The 15,229-nt window shown below is 60.4% G+C and carries 14 protein-coding genes and 2 pseudogenes; 9 read left to right on the forward strand and 7 right to left on the reverse strand.

Going from position 1 to position 15,229, the window contains the following annotated elements; all coding sequences use genetic code 11:
* The first annotated feature begins 7 nt into the window (after positions 1–7).
* The 6 genes and pseudogenes from CHB90_RS06110 (at position 8) to CHB90_RS06130 (ending at position 5,744) form a co-directional block, all read left to right on the forward strand.
* Positions 8–1,093 carry a polyamine ABC transporter substrate-binding protein gene (locus CHB90_RS06110; RefSeq protein WP_089277056.1) on the forward strand — a complete coding sequence of 362 codons (1,086 nt, stop codon included), beginning with the start codon at positions 8–10 and terminating at the stop codon, positions 1,091–1,093.
* Between the two features lie 57 nt (positions 1,094–1,150).
* The gene (locus tag CHB90_RS06115; RefSeq protein WP_089276977.1) at positions 1,151–2,578 is read left to right on the forward strand and encodes an ABC transporter ATP-binding protein; all 1,428 of its coding nucleotides are present in this window, start codon (positions 1,151–1,153) and stop codon (positions 2,576–2,578) included.
* A complete protein-coding gene (locus tag CHB90_RS06120; protein ID WP_089276978.1) occupies positions 2,578–3,468 on the forward strand; it encodes an ABC transporter permease subunit in 891 nt (296 codons plus the stop codon). Before CHB90_RS06115 ends, CHB90_RS06120 begins: the two co-directional genes overlap by 1 nt.
* Positions 3,465–3,668: pseudogene (locus CHB90_RS27530) on the forward strand (ABC transporter permease); the annotation flags it as partial. The gene CHB90_RS06120 and the pseudogene CHB90_RS27530, both read left to right, overlap by 4 nt.
* Before the next feature lie 151 nt (positions 3,669–3,819).
* A pseudogene (locus CHB90_RS06125) lies at positions 3,820–4,431 on the forward strand (ABC transporter permease); the annotation flags it as partial.
* Complete coding sequence (locus CHB90_RS06130) at positions 4,428–5,744, forward strand: NAD(P)/FAD-dependent oxidoreductase (RefSeq protein ID WP_089276980.1); 1,317 nt, start codon at positions 4,428–4,430, stop codon at positions 5,742–5,744. The pseudogene CHB90_RS06125 and the gene CHB90_RS06130, both read left to right, overlap by 4 nt.
* 10 nt (positions 5,745–5,754) lie before the next feature.
* Here the strand turns inward: CHB90_RS06130 and CHB90_RS06135 are convergent, their stop codons facing one another.
* From CHB90_RS06135 to mbfA, 7 genes are all read right to left on the reverse strand, one after another.
* A complete protein-coding gene (locus CHB90_RS06135) occupies positions 5,755–6,669 on the reverse strand; it encodes a DMT family transporter (RefSeq protein ID WP_089276981.1) in 915 nt (304 codons plus the stop codon).
* Between the two features lie 90 nt (positions 6,670–6,759).
* Positions 6,760–7,137, reverse strand: a complete 378-nt coding sequence (locus CHB90_RS06140; RefSeq protein WP_089276982.1) for a hypothetical protein — start codon at positions 7,135–7,137, stop codon at positions 6,760–6,762.
* Between the two features lie 19 nt (positions 7,138–7,156).
* The gene (locus CHB90_RS06145) at positions 7,157–7,930 is read right to left on the reverse strand and encodes a DUF6478 family protein (protein ID WP_089276983.1); all 774 of its coding nucleotides are present in this window, start codon (positions 7,928–7,930) and stop codon (positions 7,157–7,159) included.
* Between the two features lie 71 nt (positions 7,931–8,001).
* On the reverse strand, positions 8,002–8,733 hold the full coding sequence (locus CHB90_RS06150; protein ID WP_212591569.1) for a dihydroxy-acid dehydratase: 732 nt from the start codon (positions 8,731–8,733) through the stop codon (positions 8,002–8,004).
* A gap of 3 nt (positions 8,734–8,736) precedes the next feature.
* Entirely contained in the window at positions 8,737–10,470 is a 1,734-nt protein-coding gene (gene ilvD, locus CHB90_RS06155; protein ID WP_089276984.1) for a dihydroxy-acid dehydratase, read from the reverse strand.
* A 219-nt stretch (positions 10,471–10,689) separates the two neighbouring features.
* Entirely contained in the window at positions 10,690–11,409 is a 720-nt protein-coding gene (locus CHB90_RS06160; RefSeq protein WP_141135811.1) for a hypothetical protein, read from the reverse strand.
* A gap of 963 nt (positions 11,410–12,372) precedes the next feature.
* Entirely contained in the window at positions 12,373–13,347 is a 975-nt protein-coding gene (gene mbfA / locus CHB90_RS06165) for an iron exporter MbfA (RefSeq protein ID WP_089276986.1), read from the reverse strand.
* 172 nt (positions 13,348–13,519) lie between these two features.
* Between mbfA and CHB90_RS26495 the strand changes: the two genes are divergently transcribed.
* The 3 genes from CHB90_RS26495 (at position 13,520) to fghA (ending at position 15,229) form a co-directional block, all read left to right on the forward strand.
* Complete coding sequence (locus CHB90_RS26495) at positions 13,520–13,684, forward strand: hypothetical protein (RefSeq protein ID WP_170940994.1); 165 nt, start codon at positions 13,520–13,522, stop codon at positions 13,682–13,684.
* Positions 13,685–13,750: 66 nt separating this feature from the next.
* Positions 13,751–14,365, forward strand: coding sequence for a TetR/AcrR family transcriptional regulator (locus tag CHB90_RS06170; protein WP_089276987.1), 615 nt, complete (start codon positions 13,751–13,753; stop codon positions 14,363–14,365).
* 33 nt (positions 14,366–14,398) lie between these two features.
* The gene (gene fghA / locus CHB90_RS06175) at positions 14,399–15,229 is read left to right on the forward strand and encodes an S-formylglutathione hydrolase (RefSeq protein ID WP_089276988.1); all 831 of its coding nucleotides are present in this window, start codon (positions 14,399–14,401) and stop codon (positions 15,227–15,229) included.

The following is a 15,229-nucleotide window of genomic DNA, read 5'->3' on the forward strand; positions in this document are numbered from 1 at the left end:
GAACGACATGACCAAAACCCTAGTGACCCTGACAGCGTCCCTTGCGCTGGCCGCCGGTTTGGCTGCCGCCGAGGAAGTGCGCGTCTACAACTGGTCTGATTACATCGACGAAGCCCTGCTTGAGAAATTCGAGACTGAAACCGGCATCGACCTGATCTATGACGTCTTTGACAGCAACGAAGTGCTGGAAACCAAGATGCTGGCCGGTGGCTCGGGCTATGACGTCGTGGTGCCTACCGGCACCTTCCTGCAACGGCAGATCTCGGCCGGGGCGTTCCAGCCACTGGATAAGTCCAAGCTGCCGAACATCGAAAACATGTGGGACGTGATCGCGGACCGCACCGCCAAATACGACCCCGGAAACGAATACGCCATCAACTACATGTGGGGCACCACCGGGCTTGGCGTGAACGAACCCAAGGTCAAGGAAATCCTTGGGGACGATGCGCCGATCACCTCCTGGGATCTGATTTTCAAGCCGGAGAATGCGGAAAAGCTGGCCGCCTGCGGCATCCACATGCTGGACGCCCCGGCAGAGATGATCCCGGCGGCCCTGAATTATCTTGGTCTGGACCCCGACAGTCATGACCCAGAGGTAATCGCCCGCGCCGAAGAGGTGCTTGGCCCGCTCCGTCCCCACATCCAGAAGTTCCACAGCTCGGAATACATCAACGCTCTGGCGAATGGCGACATCTGCGTGGCCGTCGGCTGGTCCGGTGATGTGCTTCAGGCGCGTGATCGCGCAGCAGAAGCGGACAATGGGGTCGTGATCGGCTATTACGCGCCTGATGAAGGCGCGCAAATGTGGTTCGACCAAATGGCGATTCCGGTCGACGCGCCCAACCCCGATGCTGCCCATACCTTTTTGAACTTCATCATGGATGCGCAGAACATGGCGGCGGCGTCGAACTACGTCTACTACGCCAACGGCAACAAGGCCTCGCAGGAGCTTCTTGCAGAGGATGTGATCGGCGATCCGGCGATCTACCCGGATGCTGCGGCGATGGACAACACGTTCACCACCACGCCGTATCCGCCGAAGGTGCAGCGCGTCGTCACGCGCCTGTGGACCAAGATCAAGTCGGGCACCTGAGCCCTTTCCGGACCGCGCCACCCCGGCGCGGTCCCACTCATTGCGTGGTGAGATACTATGGCCGAACCCGTTTTTGCCCCGTGGAATGACCCGGCGGCGAAACCGCTCATTCAGTTCAAGGGCGTGACCAAGCGTTTTGGCGATTTCACCGCCATCGACGACCTGACCCAGGATATTTTCGAATGTGAGTTTTTTGCCCTGCTCGGACCATCGGGCTGTGGCAAGACCACCCTGATGCGGATGCTGGCCGGGTTCGAGGAACCGACAGAGGGCCAGATCCTGCTGGACGGGCGCGACATTGCCCATGTGCCGCCAAACAAGCGCGCGGTGAACATGATGTTCCAAAGCTACGCGCTGTTCCCGCATCTGTCCGTCTACGACAACATCGCCTTTGGCCTGCGGCGCGAGAAAAAGTCCAAAGATGAGGTACACGCCCGTGTGCAGGAAATGCTGCGGCTGACCCGGCTGGAACGCTTTGCCGCCCGCAAGCCGCATCAGATCTCTGGTGGACAGCGACAGCGCGTGGCGCTGGCCCGGTCACTGGCCAAGGCCCCGAAACTGCTGCTGCTGGATGAACCGCTGGGCGCGCTGGACCGCAAGCTGCGCGAAGAAACGCAATTCGAACTGATGGACATTCAGGAAAAGACCGGCACCACCTTCATCATCGTGACCCACGATCAGGAAGAGGCGATGACCGTCGCCACCCGCGTGGCGGTGATGAACGAAGGCAAGATTGCACAGGTCTCGACGCCGGACGTGATCTACGAGGCGCCGAACTCTGTCTACGTTGCCGATTTCATCGGCGACGTGAACCTGATCCGCGGCACCGCCAAAGCCCGCCCCGAGGCCCCGGAACAGGCCGTGGAAACAGCCGTGGAACAGTCGCCAGAGCCGATCCCCACGCCACAGCCAACGCCCGCCGCCGCACCGACAGCGGCACAGCAGACCGCCCCGCAGCCCAACGACATCGGCCGTGTCCTGCATGACCGCGTGCTAAGCCCGATCTTTGGAAAGTGGATCGACGACGAACAGCGGCGCCTGCCGCCCCCGTCCAAGGCAGAGGACAGCACGCCTGCGCCCGCTCCGTCCCCTCCGCCCGCATCCGTGCAGCCCGCCGAGGTTAAATCCGCGCCAGACATTCCCGCCGGTGGGCTTGCGATCCATTGGGCAGACGGCCAACCGCCGGTGATTGCCGCCAATGGCGATCCGGCAATGGCGGGACAATCGGTCGTCCTGTCGCTGCGGCCCGAAAAGGTCAGCATCGCCAAGGAACGCCCCGACGCCGCCAACACGCTGCGCGGCAAGGTCATCGACATCGCCTACCTTGGCAACATCTCGACCTATCATGTCGAGATTGAGGGCGGCACGATGATCAAGGCGCAGGCCGCCAACACCCGCCGCATCGCGCGTCGGGACATCACTTGGGAAGACGAGGTCTGGTTGAGCTTTACAGCGACTGCCGGCGTCGTGCTGATGGACGCGTGATGCGCCGCGCCGTCCTGATCACCGTTCCCTACCTGTGGCTACTGGCGCTGTTTCTGGTACCGTTCCTCATCGTGCTGAAGATCTCGCTGTCGGACTACGCGCTGGCGCGACCGCCCTACGCCCCGCAACTGGACTGGAACGAAGGCTGGGCCGGGGTGCGCGCCTTCTTTTCCGGCCTCGACATCGAGAATTTCATCTTTCTGACCACCGACGACCTGTATTGGAAAGCCTATCTCAGCTCTTTGCGCATCGCTCTGATCTCGACCGTCGTCACGCTGTTTGTTGGCTATCCGGTGGCCTATGCCATGGCCCGCGCACCGCACGAATGGCGTCCGACCCTGCTGATGCTGGTGATCCTGCCGTTCTGGACCAGCTTCCTGATCCGGGTCTATTCGTGGATCGGCATCCTCTCGACCGAGGGCGTGCTGAACCAGTTTCTCATGGGGATTGGCGTGATTTCAGAACCGCTGACCATCCTCAACACCAACTGGGCGGTCTATATCGGCATCGTCTACACCTATCTGCCGTTCATGATCCTGCCGATCTACGCGGCGCTGGAAAAGCTGGACGAAAGCCTGCTGGAGGCGGCAGAGGATCTGGGCTCAACCCGCTTTGCGGCGTTCTGGCTGGTCACTATCCCGCTGTCACGCAACGGCATCATCGCGGGTTGCTTTCTGGTGTTCATCCCGACCATCGGCGAATTTGTGATCCCCTCGCTGCTGGGCGGGTCCGATACACTGATGATCGGCAAAGTGCTGTGGGAAGAGTTCTTTTCGAACCGCGACTGGCCTGTGGCCTCAGCGGTGGCGGTTGTATTGCTGCTGATCCTGATCATCCCCATTGTGCTGTTCCAACGGTCCGAAGAAAAAGCACGGGAGGCCGCGAAATGAGACGGTTTTCGTGGTTCAATGCCACCTCCCTGACCCTTGGCTTTGCCTTTCTCTACCTGCCGATGGTCCTGCTGGTGGTCTATTCCTTCAACGAAAGCCGTCTGGTCACCGTCTGGGCCGGGTTTTCGACCAAGTGGTACGGCGAGCTGTTGCAGAACGAGGAGTTCCTTGATGCAGCTTGGGTCACGCTGAAGGTCGCATTCTTTTCGTCCTCGATTGCCACCGTTCTGGGGACCATGGCCGCCTATGTCATGGTCCGCGCCGGGCGCTTTCCCGGTCGCACGCTGTTTTCCGGCATGATCTACGCGCCGCTTGTCATGCCAAGCTTGGGTCACGCTGAAGGTCGCATTCTTTTCGTCCTCGATTGCCACCGTTCTGGGGACCATGGCCGCCTATGTCATGGTCCGCGCCGGGCGCTTTCCCGGTCGCACGCTGTTTTCCGGCATGATCTACGCGCCGCTTGTCATGCCAGAGGTCATCACCGGTCTGTCGCTGCTGCTGCTGTTCATCGGGTTGGGTATGGACCGGGGCGTGCTGACAGTTGTGCTGGCGCACACCACCTTTTCGATGTGCTATGTGTCGGTTGTCGTCTCCTCGCGTCTCAGCACCTTTGATCAGGCGCTGGAAGAGGCGGCGCTGGATCTGGGTGCCTCTCCGTTTGAGAGCTTTACGCTGATCACCCTGCCGATCATTGCACCTGCTGTGGTCTCTGGCTGGTTGCTGGCCTTTACCCTGTCGTTGGACGATCTGGTGATCGCCAGCTTTACCACCGGACCCGGCGCGACAACCCTGCCGATCAAGGTGTTCTCAGCCGTCCGCCTTGGCGTCAGCCCGGAAATCAACGCGCTTTCGACCATCCTGATCGGTATTGTAACGGTGGGTGTGATCTCTGCCTCGTTGATCACCAAACGCGCCTCTGTCCAGCGCTTGCGCGAGGAACAGGCCGCTCAGCGTACGGCGTGACCCGTTTGTTTGAACCTGCGGCCTACGGGCCGCAGGGGCCCTGTTACTGGGCCGACACGGTTCCGCCCCAAGACTGGCCACAACTGGAAACCACCCAACGCAGCGACGTGGCGGTAATTGGCGGCGGCTTCACCGGCCTCAACGCCGCATTGCGTCTGGCGCAAGCGGGGACATCCGTCACGGTCTTGGAGGCGGACCATGCCGGCTGGGGCGCATCCGGGCGCAATGGTGGGTTCTGCTGTTTGGGCGGATCCAAGGCTCCCAATGCCTTGCTGCGCAACCGTTTCGGGCCGGACGCGCCACATCAATGGGCAAAGGCCGAAATTGCGGCGGTGGACCATGTGGGCGCGCTGATCGACCGCCATCGTTGGGATGTGGACAAACATTCGCAGGGGGAAACCCTGCTTGCCCACAAACCCCGTGCCTTTGAGGCGCTCAAGGCGGGGACAAAAGACATCATCTCCGCCTATGGTGTCACGCCAGACATTCACTCGGCGCAAGATCTGCTGGACAAGGGCCTAGGCGGGCCGTGGCACGGGGGCATGACCCTGCCCATCGGATTTGCCCTGAACCCGCGCAAATACCACGCCAGTCTCACCGGGTCCGCGCAAGAGGCGGGCGCGGCGCTGTATGCGCACAGCCCTGCGACCGGCCTACGCCGCAGCGGCGGGCGTTGGCATGTCGAAACCCCGCGCGGACGCGTCACGGCGGACACCGTAATCCTGGCGACCAACGGATACAGTCACGAGGACATGCCGCCCTGGCTGCGCGGCCGAACCCTGCCCGTTCAATCCAGTGTCATCGTCACCCGCCCGCTGACCCCGGCAGAGCAGCAGGGCGCAGGCTGGTGGTCGGCGCAGATGGCCTATGACACGCGGTTCCTGCTGCACTACTTTCGCCTGCTGCCTGACGGGCGGTTCCTGTTCGGAATGCGCGGCGGGTTGCGCGCGACCCCGGCGGCGCAGGCGCGCCTGTCCCGGCGCATCCGACGCAGCTTCGCGCGGCTCTTCCCGGCTTGGGGACAGGTTGAAATCACGCATGAATGGTCCGGTCTTGTCTGCCTGATGCGCAATCTTGTGCCGTTTGTGGGGGCGATACCGGATCAGACCGGGCTGTTCGCGGCATTGGGCTATCATGGCAACGGGGTTGCCATGGGATCTTACGCGGGTCGACTGGTGGCGGACAAACTGTTGGGACACCCGGTGCAAGCGCCAGATTGGCTAGGCAACACGCCACCGCGCTTTCCCCTGGGCCGATACCGCCGCCTTCTGCTCGCCCCCGCCTATCTGGGGGCCGCGGCGATGGATCTCTGACAAAGACGGCTCACCCTTGCGGGGTCATGTTGGGACGTGCCTTACCGCGTTGCAGGCCAAGCTGCCGTTCGCGCCAGATAATGATTCCACCTGCGGCCACCACAACCACCGATCCAATCAGCACCATGGCGGTCGGCACCTCATCGAAGAACCAATAACCAAACAGGATCGCCAGCAGGATGGAGGCATAGTCAAACGGAGCCACAACCGCTGCCCCGGCAAAACGATAGGCCGAGGTCAGGAAAATCTGCGCAATGCCGCCGATCAGCCCCGCCGCCACCAGCATCATCACAACCTCCGGCGCGGGCCAGGCCCAGCCGAACGGGATTGTCGCCAGCGAAAACACCGTTGCGGTCAGCGAGAAATAGAAGACGATGGCTGATGTCTCCTCGACCGCAACCATCTTGCGGATCTGGATCTGCGCCATTGCACGCATCACGGCAGAGGTCAGCACCAGGACCACGCCCAGTGTCGCCGATCCGCCCATCTCGTCCAGGCTGAGGCGCGGCCAGAGCACGATCAGAACACCCATCAGACCCAGACCCACCGCCGACAGACGAAAGAGCCGCAGGCGTTCCCCCAAAAGCAAGGCCGCCAACAGGACCGTCATCATCGGGGCGGCAAAGCCGATGGCCGTCACCTCTGGCAGCGGCAACAGTCCAAGCGCGGCAAAGCCGCAGCCCATCGCCGTCACCCCGATCAGACCGCGCCAGATGTGTAGCATCGGGTTTTTTGCCTTCAGTCCGGTCTTGAGGTCGCCGCGCATCGCCAGCCAGGCGACGATCACCGGCATCGCAAAGAACGACCGAAAGAAAACCGCCTCTCCCGTTGGCACATGCTCGGAACTCGCCTTGATGAGCGAGGCCATGATGGTGAACAGGACGACAGAGGTCAGCTTCAGCGCGATGCCACGCAGCGGGGACATGGGGGCTCCTTCGGGGATGCCGCGACTGTGGCCCCGCAAGCGGCAAAGGTCAATCTGCCCCCTTGGGGCGCTGCCGGGAATGCCGCTCTGCTAGGTTGTCTCGCGGCAATGCTTGCGGAACGCACGTTTGAGCAGATCCAGTTCGGCCCGCAGCAGCGCCATTTCGGCGCGAATGTCCTCATCCAGCGCCTCTCCGGCGATCACTGTAAAGCTGTCCAGCAGATCATCGTCGCGGCCGTCGCGGATCAGGACCGTGCGCACCCCGTCGCCCAAAGCCTCGACCGGGACCGGCACTTCGACCACCCACCGGCCCTGCTCGGCCGTGTCGGCGACGACAACCCCATGCACCGGGCGTTCCTCCAGGCTCGCCACCACCTCTGGCGGACGGTCGTTGCCCAGCCCGGCAACCAGCAGCCCTTCCCAGACGCCATCGCGAAAGCGGGTTTTGGTCAATGTAAATCCGCTCATTCAGATCCTTTCCGGCCCATCACAGCGCGGCCCGTCTGCGGCGGCTGAACGTCAGATCACGCAAGTTGACCTGGTTCATGCGCGGCCCCTCAAAGATCAGGTCCAGCCACATCTTTTCGACCCGCTTTTCATTGAGCCGCGTATAGGCAAGGTCAAACTCCACCTGTACCGTCTCTTCGTGCAGCGGCAATTCCCGTACCACCTGTTCCGTGTTGGGTCCGTGCTTGACGTTCAACCGGGCAAAGATCTCCAGCGGTTCCTCGGACTCGACGATCGTCTCCAGCCGGATGAGATGCTGCCGTGTCAGTCCCGCCACCGCGTTTTTCGGCAGATCCACCGCTAGCGAAAGATAGGACCCGGTGAACCCGAAGACATCCAGTTTCAGCCCATAGGCCGCAAGGTCGGCGGCGCGGGTGTTGCGGATCTGGCGCAGCGTCAGTTCGGTGCGCTGGCAATCGTGATATAGCGTTGCCTCATGCCCCAATCCGGCCTTGCTCCGCACGCCGACAATGCCCTGAACCGGCAGCGGACCACACCACAACTCCGGCCGCCAGGCCCAGTCGGAATCTTCCGGGCGGGGAAAGGACTGGTTTCCGACCATCGGCAGCGCAAGCCGCGCGTCCGCATGATGGATCAACTCATCCAACCGCGTCTTGAGCCGCCGAGCATGTGTGCGCTGTTGGCGCAGCTCCACCAGATCCGCCGTCGGCGCCTCGCGCGCAGCGCGCGTCCAACGCCGCAACCCCGCAACAAAAGCTGCCTTGCCCAACCAGTCTTGCACACTTGCTCCCATGCCCGTTCTGCCCGTTGTTCGCGTCGCGCGTCTGGCGCTCCGGCCCCGCAGGATAATTTCCGATATGGAAGCTATTGTGGCAAGTCCTGACGATTGAATAAACGACCAAGCATTCCGCCGGCCGGTTTTTGCGTCGGTGTCGTTTTGCGCGGCGCAGTTGCCTTGCTCAGGGTCGCAATCCGGTCCTTGACCCGCGTGATCATGGCCTCGCCCTGATCACCTGCCAAGGCACTGCCGCGCGGCGCATACAATGCCAAGCCGACCATCCTGTCGCCTTGCAGAAAGGCTGCCCGCCAATAGCGCGGATCGCTGCCCTCAAACATGCCATCGCCGCCGTCCGCAAGATGCGCGGTCACCCGCCCTGACGACGCATTGCCATCCAGCAGAACCGCATTTGCCGCCTGCGCAAGCGCCTTTGGCGTCGGCAAATCAGTGCTGTCGCCGCGCGGGCCGACCGTAACCGTCACCAGCATCGGCACCACAGGGCGTCCCGCCTTGCCGCCGCTCAGGATATAACAGGAGGCAATCAGCGCGAAACCGCGTTCCGGTGCGCTCCGTCGGGTCGAGGGGTCAACACAATAGCCATCAGGCCCGGCAACGGTCACATCGCCGCCCGCCAGACTGGCTCGCGCCAGCGGGGCCTTTCGTCGTCCTGCAGCAGGGCCGCTGCGCGCGAAAAACGCCGCCAACCCGTCGCGTGCCTCGGTCTCGGCCCGATCCGGGTTGGATTGGGGCACACCGCCCAGACATCCCGAGACCAGAAGCACGCCGGCGGCGCACAACAGCTTGCGCACCGCCACCATGGGTCAGAGATCCGCGTAGACGTGCTTTTCCTCGGCCCCGCCCGGATGCGTGACGGCACCCTTGTAGGTCTCGCCCACCAGTTGCGCATATTTCCACAGCGCACCGGAGGCATAGATGGTGTCCCTCGGACCGGCCCAGGCCTCTTTGCGCTTGGCCAGATCCTCATCGCTGAGGTTGACCGAAATCTCGCCGGTGATCGCGTCGATGGTGATCATGTCGCCATCCGCGATCAATGCAATCGGCCCGCCATGCGCCGCCTCCGGACCGACGTGGCCGACACAGAAGCCGCGTGTCGCGCCAGAGAACCGGCCATCGGTGATCAGCGCCACCTTCTTGCCCATGCCCTGTCCGGACAGGGCCGACGTGGTGGACAGCATTTCACGCATGCCGGGGCCACCGGCGGGGCCTTCGTTGCGGATCACGATGACATCGCCTTCGCGGTAGGCGCGCATCTTGACCGCCTCAAAGGCGTCCTCTTCGCATTCGAACACCCGCGCCGGGCCGGTGAACACCTGATCCTCGGCCGCGATCCCCGCAACCTTTACGATGGCGCCCTGCGGTGCAAGGTTGCCCTTCAGGCCCACAACACCGCCGGTCTTCGTGATCGGCTTGTCGACAGGGTAGATGACCTTGCCGTCTGCCTCACGTTCGATCATGTCCAGCTCTTCACCAATCGCACGGCCGCTGGCGGTCATGCAGTCCTCGTGGATCAGACCGGCGCGACGCAGTTCCTTCATCACGACGGGCACGCCGCCGACCTCATACAGATCCTTGGCGACATAATTGCCGCCCGGCTTGAGATCGACGAAATAGGGCGTGTCGCGGAAGATGTCGCAAACATCGTCGAGGAAGAACTCCAGCCCCGCCTCATGGGCGATGGCAGGCAGGTGCAGGCCCGCATTGGTCGACCCGCCGGTGCAGGCGACAACCCGCGCGGCGTTTTCCAGGCTCTTGCGGGTGACGATGTCACGCGCGCGGATGTTCTGCTCCAGCAGGTGCATCACGGCAATGCCTGACGCGGTGCCATAGGCATCCCGGCTTTCATACGGGGCAGGCGCACCGGACGAATTCATCAGCGCAAGACCGATCGCCTCAGAGACGCAGGCCATCGTGTTGGCAGTGAACTGGCCACCACAGGCCCCCGCGCTGGGGCAGGCCGCCTTTTCGATGGCGCGCAGCTCTTCGTCGCTGTTGGCGCCTGCCTGATGACGGCCAACCGCCTCAAACACGTCCTGAACGGTGATATCCTTGCCCTTGTACTTGCCGGGGACGATGGAGCCACCGTAAATAAAGACCGACGGCACGTTCAGACGCACCATGGACATCATCATCCCTGGCAGCGACTTGTCGCAGCCCGCCAGACCGACGATGGCGTCATAGCAATGGCCGCGCATGGTCAGCTCGACCGTGTCGGCAATAGCCTCACGCGATGCCAACGAAGAGCGCATGCCCTCATGGCCCATCGCGATGCCGTCCGTCACGGTGATGGTGGTGAATTCACGCGGCGTGCCGCTGGCTTCCTTGACGCCCAGCTTGACCGCCTGCGCCTGCCGGTTCAGCGAGATGTTGCAGGGCGCGGCCTCATTCCAGCAGGTCGCCACGCCGACCAACGGCTGATGGATCTCATCCTCGGACAGGCCCATGGCGTACAAGAAAGAGCGATGCGGCGCCCGCTCCGGTCCCTCGGTCACATGACGGCTGGGCATTTTGGTCTTGTCGAATGGACGCTTGAGCATCGGACTGGCTCCTCCCGCAGAATGGCTTTGCCTTGGAATAGCGAAGCGCCGGGGGACGCACAAGCGTCTAGCGTCACATGGTATACCAAGGTTTCGGGCGCGGTGGGGCGGACGGTAAGTCGAGCGATTTCAGCGAAGAAGCCGGGTGGGATCAAAAAGACGCTCAAAGAATCATGAAGCAGTCAAGATAAAAGCCACGCACGATCTCGTCCGGAATATTCAAGAATTGTACAACTCAACAGCCTTTGCTGATATGGCACTCGCCATAATAATAACCGCCATCGCCCCACTGAGAAAAACATCTTTCGTTATCATGCTAATACCATCAATACTACTCATATTTACCGCGGCAATTACGAAAATTAGCGGTATTACGACTGTCAAATTTGAGTACACAAGCAAAAGTAGGGATTTTCTGCGGCCATATTCAAAATCGGAAATTACCTCAGTCGCGACACCAGATTTAGGAAGGGGATAAAATGCCAAGATTGAGTTCAATATTGCGTAAGCGAAAATTGGAATCATAGTGCAATAGACAAACCCCCCCTTCAGGAAGCTCTCCACCCAAAACCCCAATGAAGGGGCGGTCAATTTTTCAAAATTGAACATGTCTGTCTTAAAAGCAAACACTTTACAAAAAACCAAAATAGCGAGCGCGCCACTCACCCAAACTACTCCTCGGTTCACGACACCTACCAGCATTAAAAAGCGGCTATTCGTTCTTTCTGCTAGAGATAATTGGTGGTGCCAGATATCGCCACCTGACATGACAAGCGCCCATAGAGATAGCCCCTTACATAAATCCACAATTCCCGTCAAAGAAATTCCGGCGCCGCGTTGCCCATTCAACCAGTGAACGCCCAAGAGCAGTACGCCATAACGAAGCAACCAGACGATAGTATAAATAAAGATTCTGACAGTCGGCGACGAAGTCAGCATCGCAATCTCCAAGCTTCCACCCAGTTACTATTTTAATCCAACAAAGGTTGCAAGCCCCTTTCAACCCCCTAGCCGCCCAATTGTAACACTATTGCTCACCTCATTAGCTGACCAACTCTTAAAAGGGCAAATTTCTCCGATCTAACTCTTGCGCTCGAGGGGAATAAATGAGATTATATTGCATTTACCGTAGGAGGAAGAGGTGGACCCCGCAATATCAGGTTACTTGGCCGTTGCGTGTGCTTTGGGCGCGATTTTAATGAATAAACTATTTAACATGAGCAGCCGAACTGACAAAGTCGATCCAGAAAGAAGCAGCTACCTATTTGAGGCGACTGTATCTCGACAACTTTGCCCAAGACTATCAGGAATATTGAAGGAGGGAGATCGCCTTGTCATCGTCGGAAATGACGCTGGCTATCCAAATACTGTCGCGGGCAATTATTGGATCGACAACGTTCGATCCTAGCTTACAACGGGTGTGATAATTGATTATTTGATTATTTCAGTAACACCAAACGACTGCCCTAGTCTAGTTGCTTTATCCAACGAATTTGACCGTTTAAGTCTGCGTTTCGTTTGTGAAGCTGGCCCCCTGGAGCCAATAGAATGGGATGGACTGAGATCAATGAAGCACACGCATCCTACCTTTGCAATGGATCCAAACAGCGTTATTAAAGCCATTTGGTTTGAAAGCTATCATCAAGACAAGTCTCACATTGCTCGATCTGTTTACTATTACTATGGCGAAGATGCAGCACGACCGAATCGCGCCTCGGCATACGTTGAAGCAACACAACACCTAATTCAAAGGATACCAGTTCATCGGGTGGCACCTGGAGAGCCATTGCTTGTAGCCTGATAGGTTATTGGAATCTCATATGCTCGCTTAGGTTTAAACCGTTTCCACTCATGCGGTTCCCTAGCTTTGGAACAATGACATCACAATAAACGACATGAGTTCTATCCGCTTCCGATCAAGGCCCCCGCGGCAAAGACCAGCGCGCCACCAAGCACCACCTGAAAGGCGGCCCGCAGGAACGGCGTTTCCATGAATTTGTTTTGGATCCAGGCAATCGCCCAGAGTTCGATAAAGACAACGACCAACGCGATGGTTGTCGCGGTCCAGAAATGCGGGATCAGATAGGGCAGCGCGTGCCCCAGCCCGCCCACCGTCGTCATCACCCCCGCCGCGATACCGCGTTTGGTCGGAGAACCACGCCCCGACAACTCGCCGTCGTCGGACGCCGCCTCGGTAAAGCCCATTGAAATGCCCGCGCCGACAGAGGCCGCGAGCCCGACAAGAAACGTGGTCCACGGGTCATGGGTGGCAAAGGCAGTTGCAAAGATCGGCGCAAGGGTCGACACCGAGCCATCCATCAACCCTGCCAGACCCGGTTGCACCCAGGTCAGAAGGAATTGCCGCTTGGCACGGTCGTCCTCGCCGACCCGTGCCTCATCGCCCAAGTGTTCCTGTTCCAGTCGGCGCGCTTCATCCTGATGTTTCGCCTCCATCGCCGCCAGGTCGCCCAACAGCTTGCGGGTGTCCGCGTCCTGCGCGTTCTGAGCCGCCATGTGGTAAAAGCGCTCTGCTTCCCGCTCCATGTTTTCGGCTTCTTCGCGGATCCGTTCCAATGACAGTGCCTCTGCCAGCCAGACCGGGCGACGAGCATAGAAGCCCGCCACATGTTCTCGACGGATCAACGGGATGACCTCTCCGAACCGGGTCTGGTGCAGGTCGATCAGGGCGCGGCGGTGGCCGTCTTCTTCAAGGGCCATCCCCTCAAAGACCTTCGCGGTGTCAGGATAATCTGCCCGCAAGCGTTCGGCGTAGCCGCGATAGATCCGTGCGTCGTCTTCTTCGGACGAAATGGCCAAGGCCAGGACTTCCTGCTCTGTCAGATCCCGAAACCGGCGACGACTTCCCATGTACAGCATGGCTTCACCTCTTTTAGAATGGTTCTAGACTAAGGAGTCCGACAAAAAGCTCAAGTCCGTAAGCGCGATCCTGTCCATTCTGCCGCAGGTGCACAATCGGTCTTGATTTTCGATCCGAAGCGTTCCAAATTAAAACTGAACAGTTCAGTTTACTTGTAGTCTGGAGCACATCATGACCCGCTTTCTCCTGCCTCTCGTCACCGCCTGCGCCCTGCTTGCCGGGCCGAGCTATGCCGATGTCGGTCCGGTCTTTTTGCCGGATTTCACCTTTCCGGCCCCGTCTCCGCAGCCGGACGTATCCACTCAGGGCTGCACGACAACGCATCCTTGCAAATGACGTGGCGCATTTCTTGCCCAAACTGAACCGGGCGGTTTATAACTGCCTGGCAAGGGGAGGGCCGGAATGTCCACACAGGCAACCGTCCGCAAAGGGCGCAAATTCGACCAGGTCATCGACGGCGCGCGCGAGATCTTTCTACGCGACGGTTTCGAGGGCGCCAGCGTCGATGAGATTGCCCGCGAGGCAGGCGTCTCCAAGGCGACCCTCTACAGCTATTTTCCCGACAAGCGCCTGCTGTTCATCGAGGTGGCCAGCGCGCAATGCGGGCGGCAGGCGGATGAGGCCGTGCTGTCGATCAACATGTCGCGCCCCCCGCGCGAAGTCCTGTCACAGGCCGGGCGCAAGTTCCTGAGCTTTCTCTACTCCGAGATGGGGCAGCGTATCTTCAAGATCTGCCTGTCGGAATCCGAACGCTTTCCCGATCTCGGACGCCAGTTCTATCAAAGCGGTCCGATGATCATGCGCCGGGTGATGGGGGACTACCTGTCCGCCGCCCGCGACCGGAACGAATTGCAGGTCGACGACATCGACCTTGCTGCCGACCAGTTCGCCGAACTGTGCAAGGCTGATCTGTGGCCAAAATTGCTGTTTGGCATCCAGACGACCGTGACCGAGGCAGAAATCGCGCGGGTAGTGGATGGTGCTGTCGACACCTTCATGGCACGTTACGGGGTGTGACATGCGCCCCGGCGGGCGCGCCGGGGAGAACTGATGAAGACCGTTTCCGAGAATACCTGTTTTGGCGGTGTGCAAGGCGTGTACACGCACACGTCCGAAACCTGCGTCTGCGACATGACCTTTGGCCTGTTCCTGCCCGAAGAGGCGACATATGGCCCGGTCCCGGTGTTGTGGTATCTGTCAGGCCTGACCTGCACGCATGAGAATGCCGTGGTCAAGGCCGGCGCACAGGGCTGGGCGGCCGAACAGGGCATCGCGCTGATTTTCCCCGATACCTCGCCCCGTGGCGAAGATGTGGCCGATGATGAGGCCTATGATCTGGGCAAGGGCGCAGGGTTTTACGTCAACGCCACTCAAGACCCTTGGAAACCGCATTTCCGCATGTGGGACTATATCGCCGACGAACTGCCCGCGCTGGTGGCCGAGCATTTCGCGCTCGACATGGACCGGCAGGCGATCACAGGGCACTCCATGGGGGGGCACGGTGCGCTGACTCTGGCGATGGGCCTGTCGGGACGTTTTGTGTCCGCCTCCGCTTTTGCGCCCATCGCCCATCCGACCGACAGCGATTGGGGACGCAAGCAGCTTGGGGCCTATCTGGGGGATGACGTCTCCACATGGCAGCCACATGATTCCACACTGTTGATGCGCGACAAAGGCTTTGACGGACCGGTCCTGATCGACCAGGGCGCCAACGATCAGTTCCTTGACCTGCTGAAGCCCGAGGCGCTGGCAGAGGCCATGGCCGCCCGCCGTCAGGACGGCAGCTTTCGGATGCAAAAGGGCTATGACCACAGCTATTTCTTTGTCTCAACCTTCATGGAGGACCATGTTGGTTTTCATGCCGAAGCGCTCCATGCGTAA

The sequence above is a fragment of the Antarctobacter heliothermus genome, assembly GCF_900188425.1.
In the GTDB taxonomy this organism is placed as follows: Bacteria; Pseudomonadota; Alphaproteobacteria; order Rhodobacterales; family Rhodobacteraceae; genus Antarctobacter; species Antarctobacter heliothermus.